Genomic DNA, 15,474 nt, shown 5'->3' on the forward strand with positions numbered 1-15,474 from the left:
AATCCTGTCTCAAGACACAAGCGGGCTTGCTCGCGAAGAACGAAAACGCGGTCTCCCGACTAGACTCCAGCAGCCTTGAGCCTTTGCGCATGCTCGACAAATAGACGGATCGGCTCCGCGCCCTTGCCCACCAGGCCCATGGACTGGTTGACGATATCGAAGTGGTCAAGGGCGTAGTCATCGCCGATCACCAACCCCAGGTGTGAGCTGTAGCGCCCGACCATGCCGTCGCACTGGCCCTTTTCGCGCACGAAGCTGCGGGCGAACACGCGGCAGCTGCGATTCGTGCCGTCGAACAGGTTGCGGCCACGGTCGGTGATGCCCGGCTGCAAGGTGCCGGACCACGAGTAATAGCGCACGCCGTTGACCACTTCCGCGCCCTGCCCGCCCCATGTCTGCGGCAACCCCTGTGGATAATTTCGATTGAACAGCGCCACGCCGGCGCTGGTCAGGGAGTGATGGGACGCCTGCAAGTCCGCCTTGAAGCGTGGCCCGCGATAGCCGGTTTCCAGCACGCCCATCACAAAGGCGACCAGGTGAAACAGTGCGCTCATGAGTCGGCCTTTTACGCCGTCAGCGGGATAATGAAGATGGATATGGTCCGCCAGCTCCGAGCCATGATTGGGGCCGGCCACGGACGTCACCGACGCCACCCACTCCGGACGTTTGGCCGCCGCATACCGCGCGGTGAGCGAGCCCTGGCTATGGCCGATCAGGTTGACCTTGTCGGCCCCGGTGTCGCGGCGGATGCGCTCGATGTGCGCCAGCAATTGCTCGCCGCGCACCTCGCTGGAATCCAGCGGCGCCACCTGCACGGGAAACACCTGCGCCCCGCCCGCCCGTAGCGCGGGGACGATGCCGTACCAGTAGGGGAACCAAACCAGGCGCACAAATCCGAGCATGCCCGGCACCAACACCAGGGGGTAACGCGTGGCCAACGACTGCGGCATGAACCGGGCATCCTCTTAATCTGATCCATGCAGCCTAGCCCAGCCTCAAGTCCGGCTGATGACGCGGCTGGAAAATCCGATAAAACTTTTTGCGTTGCCTGGGACTCACAACTGGGAGCGATCACGCCGGCAGAGCGTGGCGCAAAACCGGATTAGCCCCAGGAGATTGAAATGACTGAAGCAAACTTGACTGACGTTGCGACCCTGCGCAGCCGCGCCCGCCAGAACGTCGAAAACGGTGCCGTGACCGAGGGCTACGACGCCGATCGCGAAGAAATCATTCGCCTGCTGAACGCTTCGCTGGCCACCGAGTTGGTCTGCGTGTTGCGCTACAAGCGCCACTACTTCATGGCCAGCGGCATTAAGGCGGCAGTCGCCGCGCAGGAATTCCTTGAGCACGCTACCCAGGAAGCCGAACACGCCGACAAGCTCGCCGAGCGCATCGTGCAGTTGGGCGGTGAGCCGGAGTTCAACCCGGACCTGCTGTCGAAGAACTCCCACGCACAGTACGTGGCAGGCAATAACTTGAAGGAAATGGTCTACGAAGACTTGGTAGCCGAGCGCATTGCCGTGGACAGCTACCGCGAAATCATTCAATACATCGGCGACACAGACCCAACCACGCGCCGCCTCTTCGAAGAAATCCTGGCCCAGGAAGAAGAGCATGCCGATGATATGGCCGACATCCTAGAAAGCCTGTAACCCCGCACTATCCTGTAGGAGCCGGCTTGCCGGCTCCTTTTTTTTGGCCGATCAACCTTTTACGGTTTTCGGCGCCTTGCCTTCATTCATCTGTTGCAGCAACGGTGCGCACTCGTTCGGCTCGCCACCACTTGGGGCAACCAGTGCCAGCAGCCCGGCCGCCGGGCCAGCGATGACACCGAGCGCCACCATGCCTGCGCCACGCAGCGCCAGGGGAATGGCTTTCACGCCGGCATTTGGCTTGATGAACGGCCCGTTAACGTACAACGGTGAACGCAGGGAGAACAGGCGGAAGCCTTTCGATTCCGGGGTGATGGTCAGGTCCAATTGTTCCGTGGCCATGTTCGCGGTGCCGTCGATGTAGATGATGGCGTTCTCGGTATCGAACACAAACAACCGCGTGGTCGCCAGGCCGGTCTTGATCCCGAAGTCCGCCGCCGCGCAGTTGATCTTCACTTCCTTGTCGCCGAACAGGCGGCCCACCACGTAGTTGCCCACGTTGAGCCCGGCGATTTCCATCAGGCCACGGCTGATAGCGCCGTCGTTGATCAGCATCTTGAGGTCACCGTTGGAGGTGCCTAACAGTGCTGCGACCGAGTTGCCGCGCCCGGAGATATCGGCATCGCCGTTAAGCTCACCGAAACTGGTTTTCATCGGTTCGAAGGTTGGGAACAGCTGCTTGAGCTTGAAGTTGCGCGCTGTGAGTTTGGCGCGGCCCTCCATCGGTACCGTGCGGCCATTCAAACGAATCTGCGCGTCCAGCTTGCCGCCGGCCACGCCGAAACGCAGCGGTTCAAGGCTCAGTTCACCGTCATTGAGCACCAGGTGGGTGTAGAGGTCGGTAAAGGGCAGCTCGGCACTGTGCACGATGCGCTTACCGGTAAATTCCACATCGGCATCCATGACGCGCCAGCGCTCGGTGCGGAACTCTTCCACTGGCAGCACTTTGGTCGCGGGCTGCTTGCTGTCGCCGCCACGGGCTTTTTGCTTGGCATTGGAGTCGGCGCCAATCAAGGGCGCGAGGTCGGTCATCAGCAATTGGTTGGAGACCAACGCACCACTGAGCTTGGGCCGTGGCTGGCTAGCGACGTAGCCGAGGTTGCCGTGGATATCGCTGTTGCCGATCTTGCCGTTGAAGTTTTCATAGCTGAACGAGGCGCCGTTGGCTTCGTGCAATTTGGCGATCAGATGCCCGTCGGTGGAGTAGGCCGGCGAGTCCGGCAGGGTCACGCCAGTCAGTGGGTAGAGGTTGCCCAGGCTGGAGCCGGCGAGTTTCAGGCGCAGGTCGAGGGCCCCCAGGTTGAGCGGGTCAGTGAGCGTGCCGGCCAGGGCGATGCTGGTGTCGGCAATCTTGACCTGGGCCTGCAAGGGGAACGGCTTGGCCGCGTCCTGCAGGGCGAGCAGGCCGCCGATCTTGCCGCTGCCGTCGAGCTTCTGGCCGTGGTATTGGCCTTTGACCTTGAGGCCAAACGCGTAGTCCTGCGGGGCGGAGCCTTTTTCCAGCGCCTTTTTGGCATCGGCATCGCCGACGATTTCGCCGAAGGGGATGGGCTTTCCCAGCGGATCGATGATCACATCCAGTTGGGTCTTGAGGGTTTGGTCGTCGAGGGTCACATGGCCTTTGTCAAAGCCGATGGCACCGATGTCTACCACCCAATTGGAGGGCTCGGCGTTCGGGTCCTTAGGGTCGAACTTGAAGGTCCAGTTGGCGCGGCCGTCGGCCAGGCGCTGCAATTGGGCGCTCGGTTCGGTGAGGTCGATGCGCGGGATCACCACGCGCTGCACCAGCAATGCCAGCGGCGAAATGCGCAACTCGACCTTTTTGAGCGTGACCATCTGCGGGTTTTTCGACCAGTCAGGGTTGCCCAGGGTCAGGTCTTCGGCAATCACATGAGGCCACGGCACCCAGGCGCGCCAACCACCTTCATCGGGCTCACGAGCCCACACCACCGCCAGATTGCCATTGATGGCGAACGGTCGGTGCAGCTCTTCCGAAACCTTGGCATTGAGGGTCGGCTTGATGCGGTTCCAGTCAAAGAACACCAGGACCACAACCGCCACGGCGATTAACAGAACGAAGCTGGCGCAGCTCCAAGCGATGATTTTACGAGTGCGCGTCATTGCACAGGACTCCTGAATACGACTGGCTGGGTCACAGCCCTTTAGGACAGCTTATAGAACTACGACTGGCAAACCGCGCGGGGGTTTAACCCAATCCCCGATTTGCCAGGAAAAACCTCGATTTCTGACCACCCCGACAGATTCCGCCCGGGACGGCGCACCAATGTTACCCATGTGCGTGTCGAAAATACCCACCCCGGTGCAAAACCGCGTGCTTGAGAGGCCCGTTCTAGAGCCTCCGCCTAGAACAATCAATTCTGTTGATTATTACCATTGTGTTTATGAACTTTTATATCGACTTATCGAGAGTAGCATTAGCCCTGTACCCACTTTATCGCCCTCCCAAGGAGCAACCCATCATGAAACGCCAAGTACTCGCTACCGCCCTGTTATCCATCCTGGCTTCCAGTGCCTTTGCCCTGCCAGCCGCCGAACAGGCCACCCCACAAGTCAAAGCTGACGCCGTTCATTACAGCCAGACTGTCGCTCGCAGCGGTTCGCAAGAAGAAGAGAACCGTGACTACGCCAAAGGTGCTGTTGCTGAAAATGGTTCGGAACAAGCCAACAAACGCGCTTACACCGAAGGCCTGACCGAAAACGGTCGCAACCGCCTGGAACAGAAAGGTCTGGTTGAAGGCGGTGCTGATCGCTTGCTGGAACGTAACGCTGTTGCCGAAGGTGGCCGTGATCGCCTCGAACAGAAAGGCCTGGTCGAAGGCGGTGCTGAACAAGCCAACAAACGCGCCTACACCGAAGGTGTTGCCGAAGGTGGTGCAGACCGTCTGCAAGAACTGCATCAAGCACAGAGCTAACCCCGTGGTGGCCCATAAAAAAGCCCGATCCGCCGATCGGGCTTTTGACTTTTTGTAGACCTTGTCACGCATGTCCTCCCTGCCAAGTTCGACGCCAGCGAAGCTGTTTTGCTAGAGTGCGTCGCTGTACTTGCCGACAAAGCCCGCCCGCCAATGCTGCCCCGCGCCGAACAAAAGCAACAGACTCGCCTCGCCCTGATGGACGCAGCCCGCCATCTGATGGAGTGTGGCCGTGGGTTTGGCAGCCTGAGCCTGCGCGAAGTGGCGAAGACGGCCGGTATCGTACCCACCGGTTTCTATCGCCACTTTGCCGACATGGACCAGCTTGGCCTTGTGCTGGTGAGTGAAGTGGGCCAGACCTTCCGCGCCACGATCCGTCTGGTGCGCCACAACGAATTCGTGATGGGCGGTATTATCGATGCCTCCGTGCGGATCTTCCTCGATGTGGTCTCGGCCAACCGATCGCAATTCCTGTTCCTGGCCCGCGAGCAATACGGCGGCTGCCTGGCCGTGCGCCAGGCCATCGGTGCATTGCGCGAAGACATAACCCGTGACTTGGCGGCCGACCTGACGCTGATGCCCAAGCTGCAGCACCTGGATCCCGAAGGCTTGCACGTGATGGCCGACCTGATCGTCAAAAGTGTGTTCGCCACCCTCCCCGACATCATCGACCCACCGGCCCAGGCCCTGCCCGACCATCTCACGCCCCAGGCGAAAATCACCCAGCAATTGCGCTTTATCTTTATCGGCTTGAAGCACTGGCAAGGCCTGGGCAGCACCGAATAACGCGATCACCCCGCGGAGTGGAAACGCTTGGCCGTGGTGTAGTGCTTGTTCCAATACTTGTTGCTCAACGAGTCGATGCGGATGCTCTTGCCCGTGCGCGGCGAATGGATGAATTTGCCCTCGCCGATATAAAGGCCCACATGGCTGACCTGGCCGCGCCCATTACCTCTAAAAAACACCGCATCACCGGGCTTGAGCGCAGTGCGCTTGATGGTCGCGGCGGTTGAGCGGTGCATCGCGGCGGTGGTGCGCGGTATCTGGATATTGGCCTCGGTCTTGAACAGATAAACCAGGAAACTGCTGCAATCGAAGCCCTGGTCCGCCGAGGTGCCGCCCCATTTGTAAGGGGTGCCCAGCAGTTCGTGGGCGCGGTCGACCACATCGTTGATGGACGCTTCTTTCAGTGAGGCCGAGAAAGAAGTATGAGGCTGTAGAGAGGCGGATGCCGATGAAAGCGCAAATGCCAGGCTGGCAATAAACAGGTAACAAAGTGACTTGAACATGATGAACGTCGCAGTGGATTAAACACGGCGCACAGACTAATGATCTCGCAGGTAAGCAGATGAACGCCGTTTCCTCAGACCCTGTAGGGAAAATCTGAAAACGCCCACCACGCGTGCAACAAGAAATAACTTGCACCACTTTGGAGCACTTCGTCGGTTTCCGCTCGCCCTATTTAGTGGCGCTGCCCCACCTGCCTACAGGCAATTCCTACTCTCCAACGAGGTTGGCAAGCCCCTTGCTCTAGGTGTTTCATCGCTCATAGCTGGAAGCTTCCTGATGCTGGTGATCCACCGTCGAATCGCCCCCCAAGCCCTCTGGGCCGCTGAGTTGCTGCTGAATTTCGAAGCACGCAGCAAAAGCCGCCTGCGCTGTTTCAGTGCCGACGGTGAAGACGTCGGCCTTTTCCTGGAGCGTGGCCAGCCACCGCTGCACGATGGCGAATGCCTACAGGCCGAGGACGGACGCGTCGTACGCGTGTGCGCTCGGCCTGAACAACTCTTACACGTGACGTGCAGCAGTGCGTTTGAACTGACCCGCGCGGCCTATCACCTGGGCAACCGCCACGTAGCACTGCAAGTGGGCGATGGCTGGTTGCGCCTGCTCGACGACTATGTGCTCAAGGCCATGCTCGAACAACTGGGTGCGCACACCGAAACCATCGAGGCGCCGTTCCAGCCGGAGCATGGCGCCTACGGCGGCGGGCACCATCACTCGCGCCATGGCGATGAAGACTTCAATTACCCGCCCAAGCTGCACCAGTTCGGCGTGCGTCTATGAACCCAGCCTGGGCGCTGCTGCGTCTGGCCAGTCCGCAATTGCCGATTGGCGGCTACAGCTATTCCCAAGGCCTGGAAATGGCGGTGGAGAACGGCCGTGTCGCTGACGCAGCGAGTGCAAGACGCTGGATCAGCGATCAGTTGCTGCTCAACCTTGCGCGTTTCGAGGCACCGCTGCTGCTCGCCCATTGCCAGGCCGCCCTGGACGCGGATTGGTCGCGCCTGGCGCAGCTGTGCGACGAACACCGCGCCAGCCGCGAGACCCGCGAGCTGTATCAGGAGAGCCGGCAGATGGGCTACTCCCTGCAACAATTGCTCAACGGCCTGCCGGAATTGGACGACGCTGCGCGCGACTTCCTCGCACAAACCACCGAGCCCCACTTGGCCTTGGGCTGGGCCCTCGCCGCCCGCGCCTGGGGCATCAGCCCCGCCGATGCCCTCGCCGCCTGGCTGTGGAGCTGGCTGGAAAACCAATTGGCCGTGCTAATGAAGACCCTGCCCCTGGGCCAGCAAGCCGCCCAGCGCCTGACCAGCGAACTGCTGCCGCTGTTGCAGCAAGCCCAGCAGGATGCCAGCCGCATCGACCCCATCCCTTTCGGCAGCGCCGCGTTTGGCCTGTCCCTGGCGTGCATGGCCCACGAGCGCCAGTACAGCCGCCTGTTCCGTTCCTAGGAGAACACACCCATGAATACACAACCCCTGCGCGTCGGCATTGGCGGCCCGGTCGGTTCCGGCAAGACCGCCCTGACCTTGGCCCTGTGCCTCGCACTGCGCGACCGCTACAACCTGGCCGTGGTCACCAACGATATCTACACCCGCGAAGACGCCGACTTCCTGGTGCGCAACCAGGCCCTGGCGCCGGAACGCATCATCGGTGTGGAAACCGGCGGCTGCCCGCACACGGCGATCCGCGAAGACGCCTCGATCAACCTGGAGGCGGTGGATCAACTCAAGCGCCGCTTCCCCGGCCTGGACCTGATCCTGGTGGAGTCCGGCGGCGACAACCTTTCGGCGACCTTCAGCCCGGAGCTGTCCGACCTGACCATCTACGTGATCGACGTGTCCGCCGGCGACAAGCTGCCGCGCAAGGGCGGGCCTGGCATCTGCAAGTCCGACCTGCTGGTGATCAACAAGATCGACCTGGCGCCTTTGGTCGGTGCGTCGCTGGAGCTGATGAACAGCGACACCACCCGCATGCGCAACGGCAAACCCTTTGTGTTCAGCAACCAGAAAACCGGTGTCGGCCTGGATGACATCGTCGCCTTCATCGAACGCCAAGGCCTGCTGACCGCCGCCTGATCAACCCATAAGGAACCTGTCCATGAGCCTCAAGAAACTCTTCACCGCCGCCGCCCTGCTGCTAGCCCCGGCCCTGGCCTTCGCTCATCCGGGCCATGGCGACAATGGCCTGGTGGCCGGCATCAGCCACCCTTTGAGCGGTATCGACCACCTGCTGGCCATGGTGGCGGTCGGCTTGTGGGCCGCCCAACAAAAAGGCGCCGCGCGCTGGGCACTGCCGTGCACCTTCGTGGGCACCATGCTGATCGGTGGTGTGCTGGGTTTTGAAGGCCTGGAATTGCCGGCGCTGGAAAGCGGGATTGCCGCGTCGGTGCTGGCGCTGGGCTTGGCGGTGGCGCTGGCGGTGCGTCCACCGTTGTTCGTGGCAGTCGGGGCGACGGCCTTGTTTGCGCTGTTCCACGGCGTGGCCCATGGCCTGGAACTGCCGGACATGTCCAGCCCTTGGACATATGCGGCGGGTTTTGTCGGTGCAACGGCGGTGCTGCACGCGGCCGGTTATGCCGTGGTGCGCTTCCTGCCAGCCGCAGCGGCGCCGTTGGTGCGGATTGCTGGGGCGGCTTCGGCGGCGACTGGAGCCTGGTTGCTCGCGGGCTGAGTGATGTTGCGCTTTTACGGGCCTCATCGCAGGCAAGCCAGCTCCCACATTTGATTGGGTTTGCAAATCAAAAATGTGGGAGCCGGGCTTGCCCGCGATGACGGTCTCAAAGACACCACACAACCCAAGCCTGATACCATGCGCGCCTACACCCCTGCCGTGACGACGCCAGCCAATGCCCAGCGCTTCCCAACCCGCCTTGAACACCGTGCTCACGCACTTCCACAGCCTGATCGTGCCGCTTTGGCAAGGCCCTGGCTGGAACGCCGAGTTGGCATTGCCCTATGAGGCGCTGGACGCCGATCACCAGCCGCTCCCCCCCAACGCTATCGCGCCATGGCCTGTGCGCGGCAGTTGTACCTGTTCGCCAGCCTGATCGGCGAGCCCGGCGCAGGGTTTGCCGAAGAGCGCGCGGCGGCGCTGTTCCGTTCGCTGCAACGGCACTTCCACGACGCCGAGCACGGCGGCTGGTTCTACAGCATCGACCCGGCCGGCCAGCCGCTGGACAAGCGCAAAGATCTCTACACCCATGCGTTCATCATCTTTGCCTGCGCCCATTACTGGGCCAAAGTGCGCGAGCCGCTGGTGGAATCAGTCCTCAATGCTGCCCTGGAAGTGGTCGCCGAGCGGTTTTCCAGCGGCGACGGTTTGTATGAAGCCGTGCTGGAGCGCAACTGGTCGTCCCTCAAGTCCGGCCCGTTGCAGAACCCACTGATGCACCTGGCCGAAGGTTTCCTCGCTACCCTCGCCGTGCGTGAAGATGCACAAGTGCAAGCGGCCCTGCTGGCCTTGGCGACGGCCATGCAGCAGCGTTTCATCGACCGCCAGCACGGCGTGATGATGGAAAAACCGCTGGGCGCTGTGGATAACTGGTTCGAGCCGGGCCATCAATTCGAGTGGTTCTTTTTGCTGGAGTCTTCGGATGTGCTGCGCGGTACGCCGCTGCATGCTTCGCTGACGCGGGCTTTCGCCTACGCCGAGCTCAAGGGTGTGGATAACGCCAGCGGTGCGGTCAGCGGCATGTTGGCGCTGGATGGCACTGTGCGCGACGGTACCCAGCGGATCTGGGCCCAGGCCGAGTACCTGCGGGCACTGACCTTGCGGCCGGACAGCGAAGCAGTGCTGCAGCGCCAATTGCTGGCGCTGCAACAGCACTTCTTGCATACAAAAGGCTGGAATGAATGCTTGGATGCCCAAGGTGTGGTGAGTCGGTGGGATATGCCTTCGACTACCCCTTATCATTTGGCGACTTGCTACCAGGGCCTTGTCCAGCATCTTGGGTGAACGCCAGGGCCTCTTCGCGAGCAAGCCCGCTCCCACAGTTTGACCGAGTACATCCTTGAAACACGGTCGAAATGTGGGAGCGGGCTTGCTCGCGAAGGCGTCAACTCGGTCTCACTGACCTCACGCAATCCACTTGCGATCCCCGGTAAAGCTGATCGTCAGCCAACGTGCCGCATCCGGCGTGCCGAGCCCTGTGGATATCTCTTCGCGCAGCGCGTCGAGGGTCGCGACGTTATCCACCGGGTAATCCGCCGGCAGCACCACATGAATCTCGATAAACCGCGCCCGCCCGTGCTTTTGCACGTACGACACGTAGTCGTCGAAACCATGTTTGGCCTGCACCGCCTCCATCACTTCGCGCACTTTGTCGTCCAGGTGGTCTGGCGCAATCCCCAGCACCTCGCGCAACGCTGGGCGCAGGATCTTGAACGCCGGTGCCAGCATGCTCAGGGCCAGCAGGATCAGGATCAACGGGTCGACGTATACCGCCCACTCGCCATAGCCCTGGGACTTGAGCAACAGTGCCGCCAGAAAGCTGATCAGCAAGCCCACCGACAGCATCGCGTCCACCAGCCAACTGATGTTATCGAACTGGATCAGCGATGATTTCAGCCGGCGATTGCGGTAGCGCACGTAGAAGAAGTAGGCGAACTCGACGACGGTGAACACTGCCGCGTAGATGATCACCAGCCCCAACTCAATCTCGCGCCCGCCATTGATGATGCCGAACACACCGTTGAGGAACGCATAGATGGCGATCAGCAACAGGAAACTGCCTTCGATCAGCAGCACCATGGGCTCCAGGTGCCAATAGCCGAACTGGAAGCGCTCGTTGCTTTTCTTGGCGATCAGCTTGGCCGTGATCAGCATCAACACCTTGATAGCGGTGGCGATCAGCGAGAAAAAGCCGTCGAACAGAATGGATTGGGCGCCGGATACCACACCCGTGACGATCCCAGCGATCGCGACAGCGAACATCAGGATGGTCGATTGTTTGAGCAGTGCCTGCTCACCTCGGTTACTCACATTTCCTCCCGTCAAAACCTTAAATCCGCACGGTGCGGAGGGGTTTTACCGAGTGGAGTGTACCTTATGTCGTGTTTTGGCCGATTTGCCGCATGGTTACCGGTAAAAACCTGATCCTGTGGTGAGCGGGCTTGCCCCGCGCGAGGCAAGCTCGCTCACCACAAAAACCAGCAGGACGGAGCGTCAGCCCTTGGCGCCACGCTCAATCGCAAACCCAGCCCAGGTCTGGCTCACCGGCATCAGTTCCAACCGATTGATATTCACGTGCGCCGGTGTGTTGAGCACCCAGAAGATCGTGTCGGCGATGTCCTGCGGCTGGATCGGCTCGGCACCCGCATAGGTCGCGTCATAGCGCGCCTGATCGCCGCCAAAACGCACCAGTGAGAACTCGCTCTCGCACAGGCCTGGCTCAATGTTGGTGACGCGCACGCCGGTGCCCTGCAGGTCGCAGCGCAGGTTCAGCGAGAACTGCTTCACGAATGCCTTGGAGCCGCCATACACATGGCTGCCCGGGTAGGGGTAGCTGCCGGCGATGGAGCCCAGGTTGATGATACCGGCGCCACGGCCATGGGCGATCAGGCGCGGCAGCAGCAGGCTGGTCGTGGTCAGCAGGCCCTTGATGTTGGTGTCGACCATGGTTTCCCAATCGTCGAGGCTGCACTTGGGCGCAGGGTCAGTGCCCACGGCCAGGCCGGCGTTGTTGATCAGCCCGCGCAGCTTGGCGAACGACGGAGGCAGGTTGGCGATGGCGTCTTCCATGCCTTTGCGATCCCGCACGTCCACCACCAGGCCGTGTACTTCGGTCTGCTTGGAAAGCTCTTCGACCAGCGCATTCAGGCGGTCGCCACGACGGCCAGTGAGCACCAGTTTCCAGCCGGCTTCGGCAAAACGACGGGCGCAGGCTTCGCCGAAACCTGAGGTTGCGCCAGTAATAAACAGCGTGTCGGACATGGTGTTCTCCTTGCGGGCATCGGGGAAAAAATCAGCCAGCAGAATGCCCGTACGCCGCGATGGCGGCAACCGCTATGCACACAACTTCACGCGCGCCTGATCATTTTTTAACCATGACGAGCAACGCCACATAAACCGTGGCTTGCAGCTATATGCGCGCAGGTTATCCACAGCTGCGCCCACAGTCTTTGGGGGCAAGTGCAAAATGCCTCAGGCCTTTATACACAAGGGTTTCAGGCGGTTTTAGAAAGTTTTTTGCTTGACCTTGGCGAGAGCGTATGTAGGCCCCAGGAAGAACGGGAAATCGGAACGATGGCTCCAGGCCAGTCATTCCGGCCTCTGCGGCGGTCTTTCCAGAGTTTAGTCACAGACTTATCCACAGGCTGTATGGACATTTTTCGGTCATATACCTGTGTCTTTAAACAGGTTGACAAAGTGCTGGAGCGGTCACTAAAAACCGCCTGATCAAATATTAACCATCGCGCTACAGGCCCCGTATTTATTGGCGTCCAGCCAGCTACACCCACGTTACCCACAGCCGGTTCCACAGCGGATGGGGACAAGTCAAAACTGTGACAAAACAGGGATTTGCGGCGGCTATATGTCGCGCTTTGGAGGGGAGCCAGATTTGTTTTCCACAATTTGGCAGCGGCCTTGTGAACACCGCAAAAACAAATGTGGGAGCTGGCTTGCCTGCGATGCAATCTCCTCGGTTCAACTGATAGACCGAGGCGTTTGCATCGCAGGCAAGCCAGCTCCCACATACAGCAGCCACCTACAGGAGGCCTGCATCAAGTTTTACATCAGTGCCCGCCGAGGTAGGCGTTGCGCACTTCCTCGTTCACCAGCAATTCCTTGCCGGTGCCGGTCAGGCGAATCTCGCCGTTGACCATCACATACGCGCGGTCCGACAAGCGCAGCGCATGGTTGGCGTTCTGTTCCACCAGGAAGATGGTCATCCCGGTGGAGGCCAGCTCGCGCAACGTCGAGAAGATCTGCTTCACCACAATCGGCGCCAGGCCCAGGCTCGGTTCATCCAGCAGCAACAGCTTGGGCCGGCTCATCAGCGCGCGGGCGATGGCGAGCATTTGCTGCTCGCCGCCGGACATGGTCATGGCGCGCTGGTTACGCCGCTCCTTGAGCCTTGGAAACAGCTCGAACATGCGCTGCATATCTTCCTGGGCAAACTTGTCGCCAATCGGGATGGTGCCCATCAGCAGGTTCTCCTCGACGGTCATGTCAGGGAACACCCGCCGCCCTTCCGGCGACTGCGCAATGCCGTTGGAGGCGATGTAGTGCGACGACTTGTGGGTAATGTCCACGCCGTTATAGATGATCTGCCCCGACTCGGCCCGTGGCTGGCCGAAGATAGACATCAGCAGCGTGGACTTGCCCGCGCCGTTGGAGCCAATCAGGCTGACGGTTTCGCCTTCATTGATGTGCAGCGAGACTTTTTTCAGCGCCTGGATTGGGCCGTAATACACGTCCAGGTCCTTCATTTCGAGGATAGGTGCACTCATACCAACTCCTCTTCGTCAGCGCCCAGGTAGGCGGCAATCACTTTCGGGTCGTTGCGGATCGCGTCCGGCCCGCCCTCGGCGATCACGTTGCCGTGGTCGAGCACCACGATGTGGTCGGAAATACTCATCACCATGCCCATGTCGTGTTCGATCAGTACCACCGTGAGGTCGTGTTCGTCGCGCAACAGGCGAATCATCGCGCTGAGGGCTTCGGTTTCCTGGGGGTTGAGGCCCGCAGCGGGTTCGTCCAGGCAGATGATCTGCGGCCGGGTGCACATGGCGCGGGCGATTTCCAGGCGGCGCTGTTGACCGTAGGAGAGTTCACCCGCCAGGCGGTTGGCGCAGTCCACCAGGTCCACCACTTCCAGCCAGTAGAAGGCGTGGTCGAGGGCATCGCTTTCAGCCTTGCGGTAGCCCTTGGTGTTGAGAATGCCCGCGAGCATGTTGCGGTTGACCCACATGTGCTGGGCCACCAGCAGATTCTCCAGCACCGACATTTCCTTGAACAGGCGAATGTTCTGGAAGGTACGCGCCAAACCGGCACGGTTAACCAAGTGGGTGCCGCCGAACATCTTGTAGTAAACGCGGCTGAAAAAGCTCTTGGGCGACACAAAGTCGGTGGCCTTGAAGCGCTCGCCCAGCAGTTGGATCACGTTGGTCTGCTTGCCACGGATGTTGAGTTCGATCTTGCCGCCGCTGGCTTTGTAGAAGCCGGTGAGGCAGTTGAACACCGTGGTCTTGCCGGCGCCGTTGGGGCCGATCAGGGCGAAGATCGAGTTGCGTTCGACCTTGAGGCTCACGTCGCTCAAGGCCTTGATGCCACCGAAGTGCATCATCAGGTGTTCCACGGAGAGCACGACTTCCTTGCTCATGGCGCTACCCCCTTACGTGGCGTCACACCGGTGCGGCTGATCCGGATCAGGCCGCGCGGTCGCCAGATCATCATCACTACCATCAACACGCCAAACAGCAGCACGCGGTACTCGGAGAAGCTGCGCAGCAGCTCGGGGGCGACGGTCAATACAAAGGCCGCGATCACCACGCCCACCGTCGAGCCCATGCCGCCCAGCACCACGATGGCCAGGATCAGCGCCGACTCGAAGAAGGTGAACGATGACGGGTTGACGAAGCCCTGGTAGCTGGCAAAGAACACACCGGCCAAACCGGCAGTCGATGCACCGATGGTGAAGGCCGAGAGCTTGACCAGCACGTGGTTCAGGCCCATGGAACGGCAGGCGATTTCATCTTCGCGCAGCGCTTCCCAGGCGCGGCCGACCGGCATGCGGGTCAGGCGATGCTTGATGTACAGCACGGCCAGCACCACCAGGAACAGCACAATGTAGATGAACAGGAATTTGATGTTGGGGTTGTAGTCGATGCCGAAGAATTCATGGAAGGGAACCCCGCCATCCTTCGCGCGCTTGCCGAACTCCAGGCCGAGGAAGGTCGGCGAGGGCACCGGCATGCCGTTGGGTCCGCCGGTAAACGACAGCCAGTTGTTGAGCACCAGACGGATGATTTCACCAAAGCCCAGGGTCACGATGGCCAAATAGTCACCGTGCATTCGTAGCACCGGGAACCCGAGTATGCACCCCGCCAACGCTGCGGCGATGGCCGCCAATGGCAACACGGTCCAGAAGCCCAGGCCCAGGTATTGATAACCCAGAGCAAGGCCGTAGGCGCCGATGGCGTAGAACGCCACGTAACCCAGGTCGAGCAAGCCGGCCAGGCCCACCACGATGTTGAGGCCCAGGCCGAGCAACACGTAGATCAGCCCGAGGATCACCACGGTCAGCAGGTACTTGTTGGCGAAGATCGGAAACACGATGGCGATCACGATCAGTGCTGGGATGATCCAGCGCAGCCGCGACTTGTAGTCCGGCGCCAGCACATGCACGCCAGAGCCACTGCTCTCGAAGCCCTGCAAAATCTTCACGCCCTTGGGGGTTTGCAGGAACAGGCTCATGGCAAAGCGGCCGACCATCACAATGGCCACCAGCAGGCCCACGCGGGCCGGTTCCAGGTTGAAGCTGTAGCCGTCGAGTACAACGCCGACGATCGGACCGAACACGATCAGCGAAATCAGCCCGGCGAGGACCGTATCGACCACACTTTTCTTGATATCGATTGGTTTGGCAGCAGACATGT

At 60.9% G+C, this 15,474-nt stretch carries 15 protein-coding genes and 1 pseudogene; 8 read left to right on the top strand and 8 right to left on the bottom strand.

The window, feature by feature from the left end; genetic code table 11:
• Positions 1–59: 59 nt before the first annotated feature.
• The gene (locus CWC48_RS07560; RefSeq protein ID WP_099493486.1) at positions 60–950 is read right to left on the bottom strand and encodes a triacylglycerol lipase; all 891 of its coding nucleotides are present in this window, start codon (positions 948–950) and stop codon (positions 60–62) included.
• A gap of 171 nt (positions 951–1,121) precedes the next feature.
• On the opposite strand from CWC48_RS07560, the gene CWC48_RS07565 reads away from it, so the two are divergent.
• Positions 1,122–1,652 carry a bacterioferritin gene (locus CWC48_RS07565; protein WP_078046634.1) on the top strand — a complete coding sequence of 177 codons (531 nt, stop codon included), beginning with the start codon at positions 1,122–1,124 and terminating at the stop codon, positions 1,650–1,652.
• 51 nt (positions 1,653–1,703) lie between these two features.
• Here the strand turns inward: CWC48_RS07565 and CWC48_RS07570 are convergent, their stop codons facing one another.
• A complete protein-coding gene (locus CWC48_RS07570) occupies positions 1,704–3,773 on the bottom strand; it encodes an AsmA family protein (RefSeq protein WP_100491607.1) in 2,070 nt (689 codons plus the stop codon).
• Positions 3,774–4,132: 359 nt separating this feature from the next.
• Here CWC48_RS07570 and CWC48_RS07575 point away from each other — a divergent pair, with 359 nt between their 5' ends.
• Together CWC48_RS07575 and CWC48_RS07580 are read left to right on the top strand one after the other, a co-directional pair.
• Positions 4,133–4,585, top strand: a complete 453-nt coding sequence (locus tag CWC48_RS07575; protein WP_078046632.1) for a hypothetical protein — start codon at positions 4,133–4,135, stop codon at positions 4,583–4,585.
• Between the two features lie 153 nt (positions 4,586–4,738).
• Positions 4,739–5,371, top strand: coding sequence for a TetR family transcriptional regulator (locus tag CWC48_RS07580; protein WP_012721951.1), 633 nt, complete (start codon positions 4,739–4,741; stop codon positions 5,369–5,371).
• 5 nt (positions 5,372–5,376) lie between these two features.
• Here CWC48_RS07580 and CWC48_RS07585 read toward each other — a convergent pair whose 3' ends face one another.
• The gene (locus CWC48_RS07585; protein WP_078046631.1) at positions 5,377–5,874 is read right to left on the bottom strand and encodes a C40 family peptidase; all 498 of its coding nucleotides are present in this window, start codon (positions 5,872–5,874) and stop codon (positions 5,377–5,379) included.
• Positions 5,875–6,151: 277 nt separating this feature from the next.
• On the opposite strand from CWC48_RS07585, the gene ureE reads away from it, so the two are divergent.
• From ureE to CWC48_RS07610, 5 genes and pseudogenes are all read left to right on the top strand, one after another.
• Positions 6,152–6,652 (top strand): urease accessory protein UreE, encoded by a 501-nt coding sequence (gene ureE / locus CWC48_RS07590; RefSeq protein WP_078046630.1) that lies wholly within the window; start codon positions 6,152–6,154, stop codon positions 6,650–6,652.
• Positions 6,649–7,323: an urease accessory protein UreF gene (locus CWC48_RS07595; protein ID WP_078046629.1), complete on the top strand. Its 675-nt coding sequence runs from the start codon at positions 6,649–6,651 to the stop codon at positions 7,321–7,323. The genes ureE and CWC48_RS07595 overlap by 4 nt, the downstream gene beginning before the upstream one ends.
• 12 nt (positions 7,324–7,335) lie before the next feature.
• A complete protein-coding gene (gene ureG, locus CWC48_RS07600; RefSeq protein ID WP_100491608.1) occupies positions 7,336–7,950 on the top strand; it encodes an urease accessory protein UreG in 615 nt (204 codons plus the stop codon).
• A gap of 22 nt (positions 7,951–7,972) precedes the next feature.
• Positions 7,973–8,545: a HupE/UreJ family protein gene (locus CWC48_RS07605; RefSeq protein ID WP_078046628.1), complete on the top strand. Its 573-nt coding sequence runs from the start codon at positions 7,973–7,975 to the stop codon at positions 8,543–8,545.
• Between the two features lie 175 nt (positions 8,546–8,720).
• Positions 8,721–9,829 (top strand): annotated as a pseudogene (locus CWC48_RS07610) (AGE family epimerase/isomerase).
• A gap of 120 nt (positions 9,830–9,949) precedes the next feature.
• On the opposite strand, the gene CWC48_RS07615 reads toward CWC48_RS07610, so the two are convergent.
• The 5 genes from CWC48_RS07615 to livM form a co-directional block, all read right to left on the bottom strand.
• Positions 9,950–10,855: a cation diffusion facilitator family transporter gene (locus CWC48_RS07615; protein ID WP_078046626.1), complete on the bottom strand. Its 906-nt coding sequence runs from the start codon at positions 10,853–10,855 to the stop codon at positions 9,950–9,952.
• 183 nt (positions 10,856–11,038) lie between these two features.
• On the bottom strand, positions 11,039–11,806 hold the full coding sequence (locus tag CWC48_RS07620) for an SDR family oxidoreductase (RefSeq protein ID WP_078046625.1): 768 nt from the start codon (positions 11,804–11,806) through the stop codon (positions 11,039–11,041).
• Positions 11,807–12,609: 803 nt separating this feature from the next.
• Positions 12,610–13,326: an ABC transporter ATP-binding protein gene (locus CWC48_RS07635; protein ID WP_078046624.1), complete on the bottom strand. Its 717-nt coding sequence runs from the start codon at positions 13,324–13,326 to the stop codon at positions 12,610–12,612.
• Positions 13,323–14,198 (bottom strand): ABC transporter ATP-binding protein, encoded by an 876-nt coding sequence (locus CWC48_RS07640; RefSeq protein WP_025857340.1) that lies wholly within the window; start codon positions 14,196–14,198, stop codon positions 13,323–13,325. The genes CWC48_RS07635 and CWC48_RS07640 overlap by 4 nt, the downstream gene beginning before the upstream one ends.
• Entirely contained in the window at positions 14,195–15,472 is a 1,278-nt protein-coding gene (gene livM, locus CWC48_RS07645) for a high-affinity branched-chain amino acid ABC transporter permease LivM (protein ID WP_078046623.1), read from the bottom strand. The genes CWC48_RS07640 and livM overlap by 4 nt, the downstream gene beginning before the upstream one ends.
• Positions 15,473–15,474 lie beyond the last annotated feature (2 nt).

Source organism: Pseudomonas sp. S10E 269 (assembly GCF_002798465.1).
Classification (GTDB): Bacteria; Pseudomonadota; Gammaproteobacteria; order Pseudomonadales; family Pseudomonadaceae; genus Aquipseudomonas; species Aquipseudomonas pergaminensis.

What these genes read in the sequence shown, in the direction of transcription:
- CWC48_RS07560 (WP_099493486.1), bottom strand. Translation starts at nt 950, where the DNA reads ATGCCGCAGTCGTTGGCCACGCGTTACCCCCTGGTGTTGGTGCCGGGC.
- CWC48_RS07565 (WP_078046634.1), top strand. Translation starts at nt 1,122, where the DNA reads ATGACTGAAGCAAACTTGACTGACGTTGCGACCCTGCGCAGCCGCGCC.
- CWC48_RS07570 (WP_100491607.1), bottom strand. Translation starts at nt 3,773, where the DNA reads ATGACGCGCACTCGTAAAATCATCGCTTGGAGCTGCGCCAGCTTCGTT.
- CWC48_RS07575 (WP_078046632.1), top strand. Translation starts at nt 4,133, where the DNA reads ATGAAACGCCAAGTACTCGCTACCGCCCTGTTATCCATCCTGGCTTCC.
- CWC48_RS07580 (WP_012721951.1), top strand. Translation starts at nt 4,739, where the DNA reads ATGCTGCCCCGCGCCGAACAAAAGCAACAGACTCGCCTCGCCCTGATG.
- CWC48_RS07585 (WP_078046631.1), bottom strand. Translation starts at nt 5,874, where the DNA reads ATGTTCAAGTCACTTTGTTACCTGTTTATTGCCAGCCTGGCATTTGCG.
- ureE (WP_078046630.1), top strand. Translation starts at nt 6,152, where the DNA reads ATGCTGGTGATCCACCGTCGAATCGCCCCCCAAGCCCTCTGGGCCGCT.
- CWC48_RS07595 (WP_078046629.1), top strand. Translation starts at nt 6,649, where the DNA reads ATGAACCCAGCCTGGGCGCTGCTGCGTCTGGCCAGTCCGCAATTGCCG.
- ureG (WP_100491608.1), top strand. Translation starts at nt 7,336, where the DNA reads ATGAATACACAACCCCTGCGCGTCGGCATTGGCGGCCCGGTCGGTTCC.
- CWC48_RS07605 (WP_078046628.1), top strand. Translation starts at nt 7,973, where the DNA reads ATGAGCCTCAAGAAACTCTTCACCGCCGCCGCCCTGCTGCTAGCCCCG.
- CWC48_RS07620 (WP_078046625.1), bottom strand. Translation starts at nt 11,806, where the DNA reads ATGTCCGACACGCTGTTTATTACTGGCGCAACCTCAGGTTTCGGCGAA.
- CWC48_RS07635 (WP_078046624.1), bottom strand. Translation starts at nt 13,326, where the DNA reads ATGAGTGCACCTATCCTCGAAATGAAGGACCTGGACGTGTATTACGGC.
- CWC48_RS07640 (WP_025857340.1), bottom strand. Translation starts at nt 14,198, where the DNA reads ATGAGCAAGGAAGTCGTGCTCTCCGTGGAACACCTGATGATGCACTTC.
- livM (WP_078046623.1), bottom strand. Translation starts at nt 15,472, where the DNA reads ATGTCTGCTGCCAAACCAATCGATATCAAGAAAAGTGTGGTCGATACG.